The 17,304-nt window shown below is 32.0% G+C and carries 12 protein-coding genes; 1 reads left to right on the top strand and 11 read right to left on the bottom strand.

Annotated features, from left to right (window positions below; all coding sequences use genetic code 11):
• Nucleotides 1-13: 13 nt before the first annotated feature.
• From FHS04_RS08995 to FHS04_RS08945, 11 genes are all read right to left on the bottom strand, one after another.
• On the bottom strand, nt 14-403 hold the full coding sequence (locus FHS04_RS08995; protein WP_027879562.1) for a VOC family protein: 390 nt from the start codon (nt 401-403) through the stop codon (nt 14-16).
• A 1-nt stretch (nt 404) separates the two neighbouring features.
• Nucleotides 405-863: a DUF1801 domain-containing protein gene (locus FHS04_RS08990; RefSeq protein ID WP_106677298.1), complete on the bottom strand. Its 459-nt coding sequence runs from the start codon at nt 861-863 to the stop codon at nt 405-407.
• Between the two features lie 24 nt (nt 864-887).
• Complete coding sequence (locus FHS04_RS08985) at nt 888-1,823, bottom strand: 2-hydroxyacid dehydrogenase (RefSeq protein ID WP_106677300.1); 936 nt, start codon at nt 1,821-1,823, stop codon at nt 888-890.
• A gap of 5 nt (nt 1,824-1,828) precedes the next feature.
• Complete coding sequence (mgtE, locus tag FHS04_RS08980) at nt 1,829-3,199, bottom strand: magnesium transporter (RefSeq protein WP_221184974.1); 1,371 nt, start codon at nt 3,197-3,199, stop codon at nt 1,829-1,831.
• Between the two features lie 9 nt (nt 3,200-3,208).
• Entirely contained in the window at nt 3,209-4,006 is a 798-nt protein-coding gene (rsmA, locus tag FHS04_RS08975; RefSeq protein WP_106677302.1) for a 16S rRNA (adenine(1518)-N(6)/adenine(1519)-N(6))-dimethyltransferase RsmA, read from the bottom strand.
• Nucleotides 4,007-4,046: 40 nt separating this feature from the next.
• Nucleotides 4,047-4,370 carry a DUF4286 family protein gene (locus FHS04_RS08970; RefSeq protein ID WP_106677507.1) on the bottom strand — a complete coding sequence of 108 codons (324 nt, stop codon included), beginning with the start codon at nt 4,368-4,370 and terminating at the stop codon, nt 4,047-4,049.
• Nucleotides 4,371-4,380: 10 nt separating this feature from the next.
• Complete coding sequence (locus FHS04_RS08965) at nt 4,381-6,165, bottom strand: tetratricopeptide repeat protein (RefSeq protein ID WP_106677304.1); 1,785 nt, start codon at nt 6,163-6,165, stop codon at nt 4,381-4,383.
• 443 nt (nt 6,166-6,608) lie between these two features.
• Nucleotides 6,609-7,880 carry a serine--tRNA ligase gene (gene serS / locus FHS04_RS08960; protein ID WP_106677305.1) on the bottom strand — a complete coding sequence of 424 codons (1,272 nt, stop codon included), beginning with the start codon at nt 7,878-7,880 and terminating at the stop codon, nt 6,609-6,611.
• 165 nt (nt 7,881-8,045) lie between these two features.
• Entirely contained in the window at nt 8,046-9,365 is a 1,320-nt protein-coding gene (locus tag FHS04_RS08955) for an HTTM domain-containing protein (protein ID WP_106677306.1), read from the bottom strand.
• Nucleotides 9,358-10,269, bottom strand: a complete 912-nt coding sequence (locus tag FHS04_RS08950) for a bifunctional riboflavin kinase/FAD synthetase (RefSeq protein WP_106677307.1) — start codon at nt 10,267-10,269, stop codon at nt 9,358-9,360. Before FHS04_RS08950 ends, FHS04_RS08955 begins: the two co-directional genes overlap by 8 nt.
• Before the next feature lie 81 nt (nt 10,270-10,350).
• A complete protein-coding gene (locus tag FHS04_RS08945) occupies nt 10,351-13,179 on the bottom strand; it encodes a M43 family zinc metalloprotease (protein WP_106677308.1) in 2,829 nt (942 codons plus the stop codon).
• Nucleotides 13,180-13,296: 117 nt separating this feature from the next.
• On the opposite strand from FHS04_RS08945, the gene FHS04_RS08940 reads away from it, so the two are divergent.
• Entirely contained in the window at nt 13,297-17,265 is a 3,969-nt protein-coding gene (locus tag FHS04_RS08940; RefSeq protein WP_106677309.1) for a reprolysin-like metallopeptidase, read from the top strand.
• Nucleotides 17,266-17,304: the final 39 nt, after the last annotated feature.

Below are 17,304 nucleotides of genomic sequence, written 5' to 3'. Positions count from 1 at the left end.
GTATTTTAATTGGTTATTTTTCAAAAGCACTATCAATTGGTTCCCATAATTCTATTTTATTACCATCATTATCCATAATCCAACCAAATTTTCCATAACTATAGGTTTCCATTTCACCAATAATTGTTACGCCTTCTTCTTTTAAAACCTTTAGTAGTTCTTCTAGGTTTTCGACTCTATAATTAAACATAAAGTCTTTTTTTGAGGGTTCGTAATATTTGGTATCTTGATCAAAAGCACTCCATTGTGTAGAGCATTTATTACCTGCTTCATCTTTCCACCAAAAAGTACAACCGTAATCGTCGGTATTAAATCCTAAATGTTTTTGATACCAATCTTTTGTCGCTTTTGGGTCTTTGGTTTTAAAGAATAAACCTCCAATTCCTGTAACTCTTTTTTTCATTTTATTTTTTCTTTAATGCGGATTCATAGATTGAAATCCATTCTTCAACTGTCATTTTTTGTACTAGTTCTGCAATTAAATCATAAGGAATTTCGTCTATTTTTTTAAACCTAACACAGCTTTTTCCCATATCTAGTTTACGTTTATTATGCTTTGGATATTCATTGACAAACCAGTTATGTAATTCTGGTTTTGCATAAATACCGCTATGGTAAAAGTTAATTGAGTTTTTTTGAGAAGCAAAACTCATAAAAGGTAATGGTAATTTTGGATCACAATGGTACCCATCTGGATAAATCTCGTGAGGTACAACATAACCAATCATGTTGTAGTTTATACACTCTTTAAACCCATTAGGTAAATTGTCGTTTATTGTTTTACGAAGTTTTTTTAAAGCGTCTTGTCTATCTTCAGGGACTTGTTTTATGTAATCTTCGGGTGTTTTTGCGTCGTATGTCATTTAGTGTTTTATTGAAACACTAAGTTAGCAAAATTTTGCTTTTATTTTATTTACGATTGTTTGCGCAAGTTTTTCTTTACTTTCTATAGTCCAACCTGCTACATGTGGTGAAAGAATTACATTTTGTGCTTCTATTAAATATTGAAATGCTTCTGGTAAAGTTGAAGAAAATAAACTTTCAAAAGATGCTTTTTCATATTCTAAAACATCTAATCCAGCACCTAAAATTTTGCCAGATTTTAAAGCACTTACTAAATCTGAAGTTACGACGCTTTTACCTCTTGCGGTATTTATTAACCAAAATGGTTTTTTAAAATTATTAATAAAGTCTTGGTTGACCATACCAATAGTTAAAGGCGTTTCTGGTGTGTGAAGACTTAAAACATCTGCTTCTTCTTGAAGTTTTTGTAAAGACACTTGTGTAGCATTTTCATCCTCTACATTATCTTTTATATCATAACACAAAACGTTGACATCAAAACCACGAAGTTTTTTAGCAAATGCTTTACCCATATTACCGTAACCGATAAGTCCGACAGTTTTTCCATCAAGTTCGATACCTCTATTATCTTCGCGTAGCCATTTACCGTTACGTACTTCGTTATCTGCTTTATTTAATTTATTAAACAAAGATAAAAGCATAGCTAAACTGTGTTCTCCAACAGCATTACGGTTGCCTTCTGGAGCAGAAATTAGTGTAATACCTTTACTTTCGGCATAATCACAATCTATATTTTCTAATCCAGCACCAACGCGACCTATAAATTTAAGATTGGTTGCTGCGTCTAAAAATGTTTTATCAATACTAAATCGGCTTCTTATGATAAAGCCATCATAATCTTTAATTTTTAGCTTGATTTCCTCTTTTGATGAGGTATAATCTTCATCATTAATAAAACCTAAATCATTAAGTTGATTAAGTAATAAAGGGTGATTAGTGTCTAAGTGTAAAATTTTCATTTTAGTTAAAATCCTAAAATTATTTTGGCGACTAAAAAGTATAAAAACACACCAAAAATATCATTGCTTGTTGTTATAAAAGGTCCTGTTGCTACTGCTGGATCTATTCCTTTTTTATCTAAAAAAATTGGGATAAATGTGCCTATTAATGCAGCCATAATAATTACAGTGATTAAGGCAATACCAATGGTAAAAGATACATTATATGGCGCACCAAATATAAAATGAGTGATAATAAATGCTAATAAGCCAATTGCTATACCATTAACTAAGCCTAAAAGTAATTCTTTTAAAAGTCTTTTAAATACATTGTTGCCAATGCTACCATTTGCAAGACCTTGTACAATAATTGCACTAGATTGTACGCCAACATTACCAGCAGTACCTTGAATTAATGGAACAAAACTAAGAAGGATAATATATGGTCCTAAATTACCACTAAAACTATCTATAATACTTGCTGCACCAATACCACCGACAACACCAATTAGAAGCCAAGGTAAACGTGCGCGTGTTAATTTGAATATACTATCATCTGCCTCTACATCTTGAGAGATACCTGCTGCCATTTGATAATCTTTGTCGGCTTCTTCACGAATAACATCTACAATATCATCAATGGTTATACGACCCAATAAAGTACGTTCTTGATCTATAACCGGTATTGCTTCTAAGTCATATTTTTGCATTATTCTTGCCACTTCTTCTGCTTCTTCATCTACAAAAACATAGTCTACATTTGCGTTAGAAAGTTCTGCGATTTTTTGTTCGCTTTTGGCAGTAATTAAATCTTTTAAAGAAAGTCTACCTACTAGTTTTTCTTGTTTATCTACAACGTAAATCGAGTGTACGCGTGTAACATCTTTTGCTTGACCACGTATACGACGTAAACAACCGGCTACCGTCCAAGTTTCGTAAACTTTTACAAGTTCTTTTGCCATTAATCCACCAGCAGTATCTTCGTCATACTTTAAAAGTTCTTTAATTTCGGCTTTGTGCTCTAAATCTTCAATTTTAGAGATGACTTCGTACTGTCTTTCTTCTGGTAATTCGGCAATAATATCTGCAGCGTCATCGGTATCTAGCTCTTCAATTTCTTCTGCAATTTCTTTTGCAGAAAGATTTCTTAAGACTTTCTCTCGATTGTCTTCATCAAGCTCCATTAAGATATCTGCAGTTGTTTCAGAATCTAAAAGCTTAATCACATACATTGCTTCTTCTAGATCGACTTCATCTAGTATTTCAGCAATATCAGCATAATGGTATTCGTCAAGTAGTTTTTTTAATTCTTTATCATTTTTTTGTTCGATAAGAATTTCTACTTGTTCTATAAGCTGATCTGTTAACTGAAATTGTATGTTTTCTTTTTCTTCCAAACGCAGATATTATTTGTCGTTTTCAATTAATTGGGTAAGCGTTATAAATTGATCAACGCTTAATTGTTCTGGACGCTGGTCAAAGATACTATTTGCTTTTAAATTATCAGACAAATTGAAGGTTTTTAAACTGTTACGAAGTGTTTTGCGACGTTGTTGAAAAGCTTGTTTTACAACCTTGAAAAATAAAGCTTCATCACACGGTAAACTATAATTGTCTTTTCTTATTAAGCGCAACACACCAGAATCTACTTTTGGTGGCGGATTAAAAACGTTTGGTGGCACAGTAAATAAATACTCTGCATCATAAAATGCTTGGGTTAATACAGAAAGAATGCCGTATACTTTAGAGCCTTCTTTAGAGCATATACGCTTGGCAACTTCCTTTTGGAACATTCCAGAAAATTCTGGAATTTGGTCGCGCATTTCTAAAGTTTTAAACACAATTTGTGTAGAAATATTATAAGGGAAATTACCCGATATTGCAAAAGGTTGGTCCCCAAAAGTTTCTTTTAAATTGTATTTTAAAAAGTCTTTTTCTAAAATACGTGGCGCTAAATGCAAATAGTTATTTTTTAAATAATCTACACTTTCTGTATCTATTTCAATAACATAAGTTGTTATTGGTTTTTCTAGTAAATATTTGGTTAGTACGCCCATTCCTGGACCAATTTCTAATACTTTATCGTAACCGTTTAAGGTTAAGGCATCTGCTATTTTTTGAGCTATACTTTCGTCTTCCAAAAAATGTTGACCTAAAAACTTTTTGGCTTTGACTTCGGTTTTATTTTTATGGTTTTTAGACATAATTTTTTTTGAAAGTTTTAAAATTATAATGAAATTTAGATTATTTAAAATCTACAGAATACTCGTCTATAACTTCAAGTTCTGTCCTAAAAGCAAGCATTTTATCTGCAAACTTTTGTAATCCATCTTGTCTTAGTTGTTCTGCATGATTAGCATAATAATCTTGTAATGCTTCTTTGGAATGTGCACGATATTGAATAGAGTAGGTTTGTCCGCCCATTTCTTCTTCTACTAAAACCTTGGTTAGTTTTGCTTCTGTAAATTTTCCTGTGGCTAATACTTGCGGTATATGCTCTTTTATCCAAGTTAGCCACTCGTTATGCACAGAGTCGTCTATGTTTACGGTTACGTTATATATAATCATTTTGTTTTTTTTAGTTAATATCATCACCACGAAGTTTTCTAAACTTTTTACGCGCCTCTACATAAAAAATACTATCTGGATGATCAAAAAGAATCGTTTCGTAATAGGGTTTTGCTTCTTCGGGTTGGTTATAAGTGTTGTTTAATAATTCAGCTAAATTATAAAGTGCATTGTCTAACAGAATACTGTCTTTAAAGTCTTTAATTATGCGCAGGTAATTAGCTTTGGCGCTGTCGTAATCGTGTTCTTTTTCAAATAATTCAGCTTGTTTAAGTAAAGCTTGAGGAACAATAACCTCGGTTTTATGCGCTTTTAAAATATCGTTTAAAATAGCTATTGCTGGCTTATTTTTATTTTGGAATGCTAACAAATCTGCCTTAGCGTATTTTTTTAATGCAGTTTGTGTACTGTCTTCAGCACGGTTATCACTAATTAACAGTTTTAAATCTAACGCATCATTAGCGGTTAGTTGTGATGTAGATGCTTTTAAAATTTTTAGCTGAGATTCTGCCCATTTAAAATCGCCTTTATAATAACTAGCTTTTGCAACTCTAAATCTAGCTTCTTGAGAAATTGGACTGTTTTTTAAGTTACGTTGAATTTGAGTGTAATAAATTAAAGCTTGATTAAACTTCTCTTGAAATACTAGAATATCACCAAGTTCAAGTTTGACTTCGGCTAAATAAATCTCAGGAATATTATATTTTAACGTGTTTTTTAATATTGAAATAGCTTCTTCAGGCTGCTCTAAATAAAAGGCTAAAAAATGAGCATAAGACTTTTGAATGTTTAAAGTTTGAGGTGTTTTACCGTATTGCTCTAAAATTGAAGTGTACGATTTTTCGATATCATTATAGTCTTTTGGTAAAGCTATTTCGGTCTTTAATTCTATAATTTTTAGTTGTGCTTCTAACTTAGTTGAAATCTCTTGAGATGTTTCTACAACATATTCAAAAATAGAAATAGCCATCTCGTAATCTTTATTATTTTTAGCAATAAATCCAAGTTCTATAACACGATCTAAACTTTCTTGTTGTCTTTTATAAATGGCTTTTTCTTGGGCAAATGCTTTGTTGTAGTCTTTTTGCTGAATAAATAACCAGCTTAGCATTTCGTTCCACATCAAATCTGGATTTTGCTGTATTTTTTTCAGCAAGGTTTTTCTTAAGATAATATTGCCTTCGTTGTCACTATCTTCTGTGATAAATTCGCTTATATATCGCTTTATTGTGTCTAGATACGTTGGATTTGCAGAGATAAAACTTAAATAGCTATCAAACATTTTTTCTATGTTAGATTGCTCTCCATAGATACGTGCTAATTGCAAATTAAAGTTTAAGCTAGGTTGTAATTGCATAGCTTTTGTGTATGCTTGAATTGCTTCTTCTAACAATGAATGATTTTGAAATACACGACCTATGCTGTAGGCATTTGTAGGTCTTTGCTCTAGTGTAGCTATGGCTTTTTGATAGTTTTTATTAGCGTTAATTGTATCTTTTTGTAATTGATAGTTGTAACCAAGTTCTACTAATAAATTTGGAGATTTATTTGTTTCTAAAGCTTTAATAAGTCTTTGTTCTGCTTCTTTATACAGCTCTAATTCTTGCTCAATTTCAACTATTTTAAGTAAGTAGTTAGTGTTGTTAGGCTTGTCTTTAAAAAGCCTTTTGTAGCTAGAAAGTGCTTTTTCAAATTCGCCGTTTTTAAAATATTCATTTGCAACAATTTCGTCTTGAGCGTAAGAACACAAGTAAAAAAAGAAGATTAATATTGTTAAAACGCGCTTTAAAAACATAGGGTAAATATAACAAATCCGATAGGGACATTATGTAAATATAATGCAAAAAAAATGCCTGAATTTAATCAGGCATTTGCCAATCTAATAAAAGTGCTATTAATCATATATTCACTATAAGATTCAATTACTAAGATTGGGGTATATCTTGTAATAAATTTTTAGTTTTTGGCTAAAACAATCCTATGTTTAGACTCTGAAGAGATGCTAAAATCTGTATTAAAAATTTTAGTCATTATTACAATAAAGAGAATACATAGTAAAATTCTAGCTATAGTCTTCATAATAAAGGTAGGTTTTAATTAAGAAAACAATCAAATAAAAGGTTTTTTAAAATCTTAGCAAAACGGATAGCTCAAAAATCGTTAAAAAACGTCATTTTTTAACACTTTAACGATTTTAAAGGATGTTTTGTAAGGAAATATTGACTTTTATCGATGATTTTAGTCAATCCACTCAAAACCAGTATAAGGCACTAAAACATCTGGTATTTTAATTCCTTTTTCGGTTTGGTAATTTTCTAATATACCTGCTAAAACACGAGGTAAAGCTAATGAGCTACCATTTAATGTATGAGCAAGCTCGTTTTTACCTTCTTTATTTTTAAATCTAAGTTTTAAACGATTAGCTTGATAGGTTTCAAAATTAGATACACTAGATATTTCTAACCAACGGTCTTGAGCAGTAGAAAACACTTCAAAATCAAAAGTTAAAGCAGATGTAAACCCAATATCACCACCGCATAATCGTAAAATACGATAAGGTAATTTTAACTCTTTTAAAATCTCTTTTATATGATTAACCATGCTGTCTAAAGCATTATAAGAATTATCAGGATGTTCAACTCTAATAATTTCTACTTTATCAAATTGGTGTAAGCGGTTTAAACCACGTACGTGTGCACCGTAACTTCCAGCTTCACGTCTAAAACAAGGTGTGTAACCTGTAATACCAATTGGTAAATCACTTTCGTTTAATAATACATCTCTAAAAATATTAGTACCTGGTACTTCTGCAGTAGGAATAAGGTATAAGTTGTCTCCTGTAACGTGATACATTTGTCCTTCTTTATCTGGTAATTGACCTGTGCCAAAACCAGATGTTTCGTTTACTAAATGAGGAAACTGAAACTCTGTGTATCCTGCTTCTGTATTTTTATCTAAAAAATAAGCAATTAAAGCACGTTGTAATCTTGCACCTTTACCTTTATATACAGGAAAACCTGCTCCAGTAATTTTATTACCAAGCTCAAAATCGATTATATCGTATTTTTTAGCTAATTCCCAATGTGGTAAAGCTTCGCTATGTAATTGAGGTATATCTCCTTCTTTATAAATCTCTTCGTTATCTTCATCGGTATTTCCCGAAGGGACACTGTCGTGTGGTACGTTAGGGATTTGATAAAGCAGTTGATTTAAAGCGTCTGCCTTTTGGTTTAACTGTTCTGATAAAGTTTTAGAGCTTTCTTTTAAATCGCCAGTTTTAGCTTTAAGTGCATTAGCTTCTTCAGCTTTACCAGATTTAAACAACATACCAATTTCTTTGGAGATACTGTTAGATTCAGCCAATACATTATCTAATTGTGTTTGTAGTGCACGGCGTTCTTCATCTAAAATAATTACTTGGTCAATTAAAGGTTTAGCATCAATATTTCTTACAGCTAAACGTTTTATAACCGCTTCTTTGTTCTCTCTAATAAAAGGTAGTTGTAACATTGTTTTTTTATTATTTGGGCGTTACCTAAAGGTCAGGCTTTCAGTTATATCTTTTTTTGCCATATGTGGCAGCAAAAAAAGGATGCCACTTCAATCCTTAACGCAAATAAGTAACGCTAAAATTAAGTGGTAAAAGTAGTAAGATTTTGGGTTTATAAAAACAAATTATTTATCTAATTGAGAAGGTAATAACCAATCACTGTGTTTGTACCAATACCAAGGGACAGCAGCTAAATCTACATTTTTGTCAATAAGACGTCTATAAGGTCTACCATTAACGCTAACTTTTGCCTCTACAAAGACCATAATGTCTTTACCTTTTTTAGCATATTCTTTCTTTAAATGCTGTGCAAATTGCCATATCACATCTGGTTTACAGCTAGCAGATCTAATTTGTTTTTTGGTTAGATAGTTAGACATTACAATAAACTCTGACTTATTAGTTGCTTTATCTATAATTTTATAACTAGTTCTTCCTGATTTAGATCTTAACATCATTCGCCAAGATAATCTGTGACCTTCTTCTGTCCATAACACATTGTCTGTAAAAACATGTTGTCTTAAAGGAAGTGCTATTTGAATGACAAAGTATATAACACCAATACTAACTAAAATAGGTTTGTAGCCTTTTACAATAATTTCAGCTTTTGTGTAAAGTGGTTTATTTTTTAAAAATATGTTTTTGACTTTTTCAGGTTCAAAGAAGAAAAGCGAAAATGCTAAAGCTAAATAAGGAAATATACCTACTTGAAAAACAATAGAGTTAAATAAATGAAAGAAAATAGAGGCAACAAACATATATTTTCTTGTTGGTTTATAAAGTAGTAGAGGTATTACTAATCCATCATAGAGTATTCCTCCATAAGCAATTAATTGAGCTATAAATTTATATTGAAGTAAATTTCCAATTATCATATAATTAGCCTTACTAGCCATTAATTGTTTAGGTACCGATAGGTCTAACCAATCAGGATATATTTTTGCAATAGAAGCGTAAGTGTATAGTATAAATAATTGTATAACAAACACCCATTTTACCCAACTAGGCATGCTAATTTGCTTGATATTTGGATTTATTTTTGCATCTAAAGAAGCGTATCTATTTGCAGGCAAAAACACCATTATGGCGCTTAACAGCATTAATAAATAATAATGGTTGTTATATGAAGATTTTTGCATTAAGTATGTACATGACCACATAAAAGTAAATGCTAACATACTTAATCTATATTTGTAGCCAAGCATTATTAATAAGCCAAAAACACCCATTACAGTGTAATATACATACATCCAATTACCAGGTAAAGGTTGTAAAAATTCAAAACCAATAAAATTGAAAGTAAACTTAGGTTCTACTAAAGTACGTGTAACCCATCCAGTAAAAATAGCGCCAACAGATTCTAAAAAACAAAGAGCTCCAAAAATGATACGAAACACTATTAGAGAACTATTGTCAATATGTTTAAATAAGAATTTGTTAAGCATGAGATTTTATAAATTCTAAAGCATTGTTTTTATCAATATGAAGCTGACTTTGTAATTCTTCAACAGAACTAAACTTTTGTTCATTACGAAGTCTTTGTAATAATTCTATTTTTAAATTTTGTCCGTAAAGGTCTTTATTAAAATCAAAAAAATGAGTTTCTATAGTTTGATGTTTGCCATTTACTGTTGGGTTGTGACCAATATTCATCATACCATAGACTGTAATATTATCAATTATTGACTTTACGATATAAACACCATGTTTTGGGATAAGTTTATATGTTTCTTCTATGTGTAAATTAGCTGTTGGATAATTAATAGTTTGACCTAATTTTTTCCCATCAATAACTTTACCAGTTAGCATAAAGTTGTAACCCAAATAAGTATTAGCAGTTTTTATGTTGCCTTCTTGTAAAGCGGCTCTAATTTTTGTAGAGCTTACCGCAACATCGTTGATGTCTTGTTTAGAAATTTCTTCGACTTCAAAATCAAAATCATTTCCAAATTGTTTTAAATCTTCAATGTTAGCATTTCTATTTCTACCAAAATGATGATCGTATCCAATAATGATGTGTTTTGCTTTAAGATGATCTACAAGAATGTTTTTTACAAAATCTTCGGCAGTTAGTCTAGAAAATTCTTTTGTGAATTCTTTTATGACTAGGTTAGAAATACCGAATTGATTAAGAATGTCTTTTTTCTCATCAATTGTATTGATAAGTTTAATATTGGCATCTTTTTGTAAAACCATCCTAGGATGTGGGAAGAAGGTTAATAGTGAAGGTGTAAGATTTTTAATTTCTGAAATTTCAACCAAACGTTTGATGATTTTTTGATGTCCAATGTGTACACCATCAAAGGTGCCAATGGTTAAGACTGTATGGTTTGAGCTTTTGTTTTTCACTATTTAATTTCTAGATATACAAAAATAAAAAAGCCAATTGATTTTACTCAATTGGCTTTAGTTATTTATTTCCTAAACTATTTATTTTTTGATAAATGGTAAAGTTAAGTTTCTATTTGATTTAGAAATTTTTATAAAATACATTCCGTCACTAAAAGGTGTTGTATCAATTGTTAAATCACTTGTATTATTAATTTTATTATCAATTAATAATTGACCTAACATATTGTAAACCTTATAAGAATCTGGCATGTCATTTTGGTTATCTACTTTAATGTTTAGAACAGAAACTGTTGGGTTTGGATAGATAGAGATGCTATTAGCTAATTCAAAATCGTTATTTGATAAAAATGCTAATTGACTACCAAAGTAATAAGTACCAGCAATACCCATACTAAGGTTTGCAGTAAGCTTATAATCTGATCCAAAAGTAGAGTTTGTTACAGCAACAACTTCTCCTGTAGTTTCATTTAAAACAAATAAATCATTTATAGTATTACCAGTTGCAGTTTCCCATGCTGAAATTTCTGCTTGGGTAAAGTAGAAATTAATTGTAGCAGCATCTGAAGTACTAGCATTTGCTGTAGTAATGTCAAATGTTTTAGCAGTAACATAACCAGCAGGATCAGTACCACCATTATATGCTACAGCATCTGCTCCTGCAGTTGCAACGTCTCTTGATACAGCAACAGTAGCACATCCATAATTAAATCCAGAAGTATTATCTATATCTGTCATAATATCTCCTGTTGTTACGTCTGTAGAGTAAACTAATCCAGAAGTTAATAAGTTAAATTGATCTGGAGTAGATGTATTAACGTCTGTTTGAACACTAGTATCAAAAGTAGCGCTAACTCTTACGTCATCAAGCTCTATAGAGAATTGATCTGATACGTTATGATGTCTAAATCCTACATAAATAGTTTGTCCTATAAAGCTAGATATATCTAATGTTCTTGTGGTTAACGTGTTTATTCCATCAAGAGTGCTTTCGTTAAAACTTGTTGGAGACGCTTGTAAAGCAGTTATAGTGTTAGAAGTAGCAACGTAAACTGTATAGTTTTCTACATCCCAGTCTGGATCAACAGCTGCAATTTTCCATTGTAATTGTAAAGATCCTGTAACAGAAGTTAAATCTATAGCTGGTGTAATTGCCCAGTTATCTGGTGTTAAAGCTCCAGTTGTACTTACCCAAGAAAAAGATCTTAAAACAGAAATGTCTCCCGCACCTAAACCAGAATCTGTTAAAGTAACAGGAATCCAATTGTTAGTATCTCCATCAGAGTCTATAAATGACCAATCAGAAACATCACCATCGTTAAAATCGTCAAAGAATATATCTGTAGTTGTTGTTGTTGTTACTGCTTCATCATCATTAATAATCATTGTTTCGTAAACATTTGAAGATGCAGTTACGTTTCCTGTAGTAGAAACATTTACAGATAATGAAATTGTTTCATCAGCTTCTACAAAGTTATCATTAAAGATTCTTAGTGTAACTGAGTTACTTGGAGTTGTTGAACCAGAAGCAAAAGTTACAGAGTTGTTAATAAGTTCGAAGTCTTCATTTTCTGTAGCAGTTCCTGTGTTAACTAAACTAGCAGTTGCAGAAGCGTTACCTGCTATAGACATTGTTAAGTCAATTGTTATGTCTTGGAAGTTACAATCACTTCCTTCTGTAACATTTTCAGGTAAAGCTGTAGTTACATAAACTGTTGGTGATATAGAACAAGCAGTTGAAGAGTTTAGCTCAGCGCGTCTTGGTGCACTTGCCATAATGGCTTGTATACGGTCTTTTTGATCTTGAGTAAACGTATCCATACAAGCATCGTTAGTATAATCCATGTAGTTTTGTACTTGATCAAAATCAGGATCATCGGTACAAGAGTTATTAAAAAGATTACAAGTATAGTTAGGTGCTGCAGCATTAGGTGTGTCAGCACAATAGTCATCTACACTACAATTTCCATCTCCCCAAATATGACGTAAACCTAACCAGTGACCAACTTCATGAGTCATTGTTCTTCCTAGGTTGTAAGTACCATCAAGCATAAAAGTGCCATCGTCTTCAGCAATGGTTCCCATAACATAATAACCAGCTACTACACCATCAGTACTAGCCATTCCTCCAGTAGGATTTAAACCTTGTAAATTAGGTGTGTTATCAGGGAATTGAGCGTAACCTAATAATCCTCCTAATCCAGGATTAAATAAGTCATTTAAAGGATTTCCACCTGGATTTATTGTCCACATGTTTAAATATTTGGTAGGGTCCCATTGTGTAACAGACTTCATAGACTCAACATTAGGTCTAGTTTCCCAATCAGTTGGATCTGCAGGTGTTTGACTATTACTATAAGGTGTTATGTTATGTCTAACAATACCTGTAGTAGGTGCACCATTAGGATCTACTTGAGCAATACAGAAGTTAATTTCAACATCAACAGCAAGACCTGTAGTGTTTGCTCCACCAGGTGTACCAGCAAGACGTCTGTAATCTTCATTTAAAACTTGAATTTGAGATAATGCTTGAGCATCAGTAATGTTTGGTCCTGTACCAACTGCTTCACCTGTATGTACAACATGTATTACAACAGGAATATTATAAATTACTTGCTGCGATTCAGATCTTTGACTTGCTCTGTTTGCTTTTATTTCAGCAATTTTAGGAGCTAACCAATTTTCAAAATCAGTTCTGTCAGCTCTGTTGCGATATTGTTGCTGTAAAGCCTGTTCGTTTTCGTCTGTCAAACATCTTGCAAATCCAGTTTGGTTTATAGATTCTTTAGTTTGATCTGTAAGTTGGAAGTTCTGACCGTTAGTTGCTTTTTTATTTTGATTATTTTGAGCTTTTAAGGAGAAGCTTACAAATAAAATAAATAATAAAGCACTTAGAGTAGAGTTTTTCATTTATAGAATTTTTAAAATTATAGCCCAAATTTACTTAAAAATTAATTATTAGTAAGTTAATTTAATGGGTTTGTTTTAAATATTAACTATTTTTATAAGCAATTGAAATTTTAAATTATGAAACAACAACTACTTTTAACTGTTTTCATTTTATCTTTTTTCTCTGGTTTAGCGCAAAATTCATGGAAAAAAATATCAAGTAATAGTATTGAAAATGTTAACTTAAAGAAGTTTGATTCTAATCATTCAGCTTTATTTAGTCTTGATATTGAAGCTTTTAAAGCAAAACTACAAAGCGCTCCATTAAGGTCAAGTTCTAATGGTCAGTCCAGTACAATTGTGTCGATACCTGATGAAACTGGTAAAATACTTCAATTTAGAGTTGTGGAAGCTCCTGTTTTATCTAAAGAATTATCGATACAATATCCTAATATAAAAACCTATTTAGGTTCTCTTGTAAACGATGTTACTACTAGAGTTAGGTTTAGCGTAACTCCGTTAGGTGTTAATGTTATGATTACACGAGCAAATCAAGAATTAACATTAATACAACCAGTGTCTAGATTTTCTAATGTAGAACATATAGCTTACAAAAGAAAATCTATAAATGAAGATGTTAAGAGGTTTGAATGTCTAACTGATGAAACTAAGATTAGAGATCAAAACATAGGTCAGTCTAGAATGATGGATGCAAATGACCAGTTATTAAGAGATTATAGAATTGCAGTTTCTACAAACGGAGAATATACCCAATTTTGGGATGATGGTAACGCAGCTAATGGAGACGCTCAACAAGATGCTTTAGCGCAAGTTGTATCTACATTAAACAGAGTAAATGAGGTTTATGAAGTGGATATGGCAATAACATTTACATTAGTTACAGGAACAGAAATTATTTTTCCTGATCCAGCAACAGATCCTTATACAGGTAGTTTTAATAGTCAATTACAAAACGAATTAACAAGTACCGTAGGAGAAGCAAATTATGATATTGGACATTTATTTGCTTATGGAGGTAATAATGGTAATGCAGGTTGCATTGGCTGTGTTTGTGAAGATAATCAAAAAGGAAGCGGGTTTTCTTCTCATTCTTTCTTAGATAATGATGGAGGAGCTTATATGTCAGATTTTTTTGATATTGATTACGTGCCTCATGAGATTGGTCATCAAATGGGAGCTAATCATACCTTTGCTTTTAATACAGAAGGAACTGGTGTAAATTCAGAACCAGGAAGTGGAACAACTATCATGGGCTATGCTGGTATTACTGGTGCAAATGATGTGCAAGATCATAGTGATGCTTATTTTCATTATCATAGCATTAATCAGATTTTAACAAATGTAGCATCAGCACCTAACAATTGTGCAACAACAACAGTTATTACAAATAATCCTCCAGTAGCTAATGCTGGTTTAGATTATACAATACCTAATGGTACGGCTTTTGTGCTAAAAGGAGCTGCTAATGATGCAGATTCTGGAGATGTATTAACTTATACTTGGGAACAAATAGATAGCGGATCTACAACTAGTACGTCTTTTGGGCCAGCGCATACAGGTCCTGTATGGAGATCTAGACCACCAAGTACCAATCCAGATAGATATATGCCAATAATTGAAAGAGTTATTGCAGGTGAATTAACAGAAACTAACCCTGTAGAAACTTTTGATAATAGTTCTTGGGAAACCGTATCTACCATAGGTAGAACGTTAAATTTTGCTTTAACAGTAAGAGATAGATCAGATGCTGGCGGAGTTGGTCAAACACCTCAAAGCGATTTTGATACCATGACTGTAACAGTAGATGGTAGTTCTGGACCATTTGCTGTCACTTCTCAAACTTCTGCAGTTACTTGGGACGCTGGTTCTACAGAAACAATTACATGGGATGTAGCTGGTACAAATACTGGTGCAGTTAACACACCAACAGTTAATATTAAACTGTCTACAGATGGTGGTTTTACTTACCCTTATGTATTAGCTACTGATGTGCCAAATGATGGTTCGCATGACATTACAGTTCCTGTCACAGGCGGAGATACTGCTACAGCAAGAGTAATGGTAGAAGGTAATAACAATATTTTTTATGCAATTAATTCTACTAATTTTAACATACAAGAATCAGAATTTGTTATAACAGCAAATAATACTCCTGTTGATGTTTGTAGTCCTAATGACGCAGTGTTTAATTTTACTTACAATACTTTTTTAGGTTTTTCAGGAACAACCACTTTCTCTACTTCTGGTTTACCTGCAGGTACAACTGCAACTATAACTCCTACAACAGCTACAGCAGACGGAACAGCAGTAACAGTTACAGTAACAGGTATCGGAGGTTTGTCAATAGGTAATTATCCGTTTACGCTAACAGGTACATCAGGTTCAATTACTAGTTCTGCAAATGTAGAATTCAATGTAAATGACACAAATTTTTCAACCATTAACACTTTAACACCTGCTTTAGGCGTGACAGATGTAGCGCCATCTAATGCTGTGTTTACATGGGATTTAGACCCAAATGCGACTTCTTATGAGTTAGATATTGCTACAGATTCTGGTTTTACTTCTATAATAGCTAGCCAAACATTAACAGCAAATAATTACACATCAACAAGTTTAGCAACTCAAACAATGTATTGGTGGAGAGTTAGAGCTGTAAACGATTGTGGTAGTGGCGCTTATGCTACTTCAAATTTTGAAACAGCAAACATAGCGTGTAATACATATACTTCTAATGATACACCAATTGCAATACCAGATAGTAATACAACAGGAATATCTTCTATAATTACAGTTACAGATGTTAGCTCTATAATAGATGTAAATGTTACAATTAATATTACTCACTCTTATGTTTCAGACTTAACGGTTTCATTAGTTAGTCCTGCAGGTACAGAGATAGATTTAAGTTTTGAAAATGGTGGTTCGGGTATGAATTATACAGACACGGTATTTGATGATGATGCTGCTAACCCAATTGCAAGTGGTACAGCGCCATTTACTGGTGTTTATCAACCTACCGAAGCGCTTTCTATATTAAACTCTGAGTTTTCTTCTGGAGATTGGACATTAAAAGTTATAGATAGCTACGGTTTTGATACTGGAGATTTAGTAAATTGGTCAATCGAGATTTGTGGCTCTCCGCAGAATGATACAGATGGAGATGGTATACCAGATGGATCTGATAATTGTGTAAATACTCCAAATTTTGATCAAGCAGATGTAGACGGAGATGGAATAGGAGACGTGTGTGACGATGATATTGATAATGACGGTATTTTAAATACTTCAGATAATTGCATCTATACTCCTAACGCAGACCAAGCAGATGCAGATGGAGATGGTATTGGAGATGTATGTGATGTAGAATGTACTGTTTATAGTGCAACAGATTTACCAATTACAATCGCTTCAACTGGAGCAGATGCTAATTATACTTCCGTAATTAATATTTTAGAAGATGCACCTATTGCAGATGTTAATGTTACAATAAGTATTAATCATACTTGGAATAGTGATTTAGATATTTCTTTGATAAGTCCTGCAGGAACAATTATAGAGTTAACTACAGGAAATGGAGGTAGTTCTGATAATTATACTAATACAGTTTTTGATCAAGATGCGACAGCTTCTATTACAACAGGAAGTGCTCCTTTTACAGGAGTATTTATGCCAGAAGGTGATTTGTCCTTATTAAACGGAGAAATGTCTGCAGGAAATTGGACCTTATCTGTAGATGATACTTATGGTCCTGAAGATGGAGGAACAATTTTATCTTTTGATTTAGAGTTGTGCTTGTTTAGTGCTTTATCAATTGGAAATGATGTTTTAAATAACACTGAGTTTAGTGTTTATCCTAATCCTAATAATGGAGAATTTACCATTAAAATGAAAAATACAGTTTTTAAAGAAGATGTAGAAATTTATGTTTATGATATAAGAGGCAGAAAAGTATTTTATCAAAGTTTTAAAAACTCAAATAATTTTATTCAACAAATTAGATTAAATGATGTTGAGTCAGGTATGTATATACTTAATGTAACAGATGGAGAAAATACTAAAACTAAAAAACTTATTATAGATTGATTTTTAGCATAGTAGTAAAAAAAAGGGAAGCTAATTTAG

The sequence above is a fragment of the Mesoflavibacter zeaxanthinifaciens subsp. sabulilitoris genome, assembly GCF_014191595.1.
Lineage (GTDB): Bacteria > Bacteroidota > Bacteroidia > Flavobacteriales > Flavobacteriaceae > Mesoflavibacter > Mesoflavibacter zeaxanthinifaciens.
Note: the sequence above shows the minus strand (reverse complement) of the source record. Positions and strands in the feature narration are given on the sequence as shown.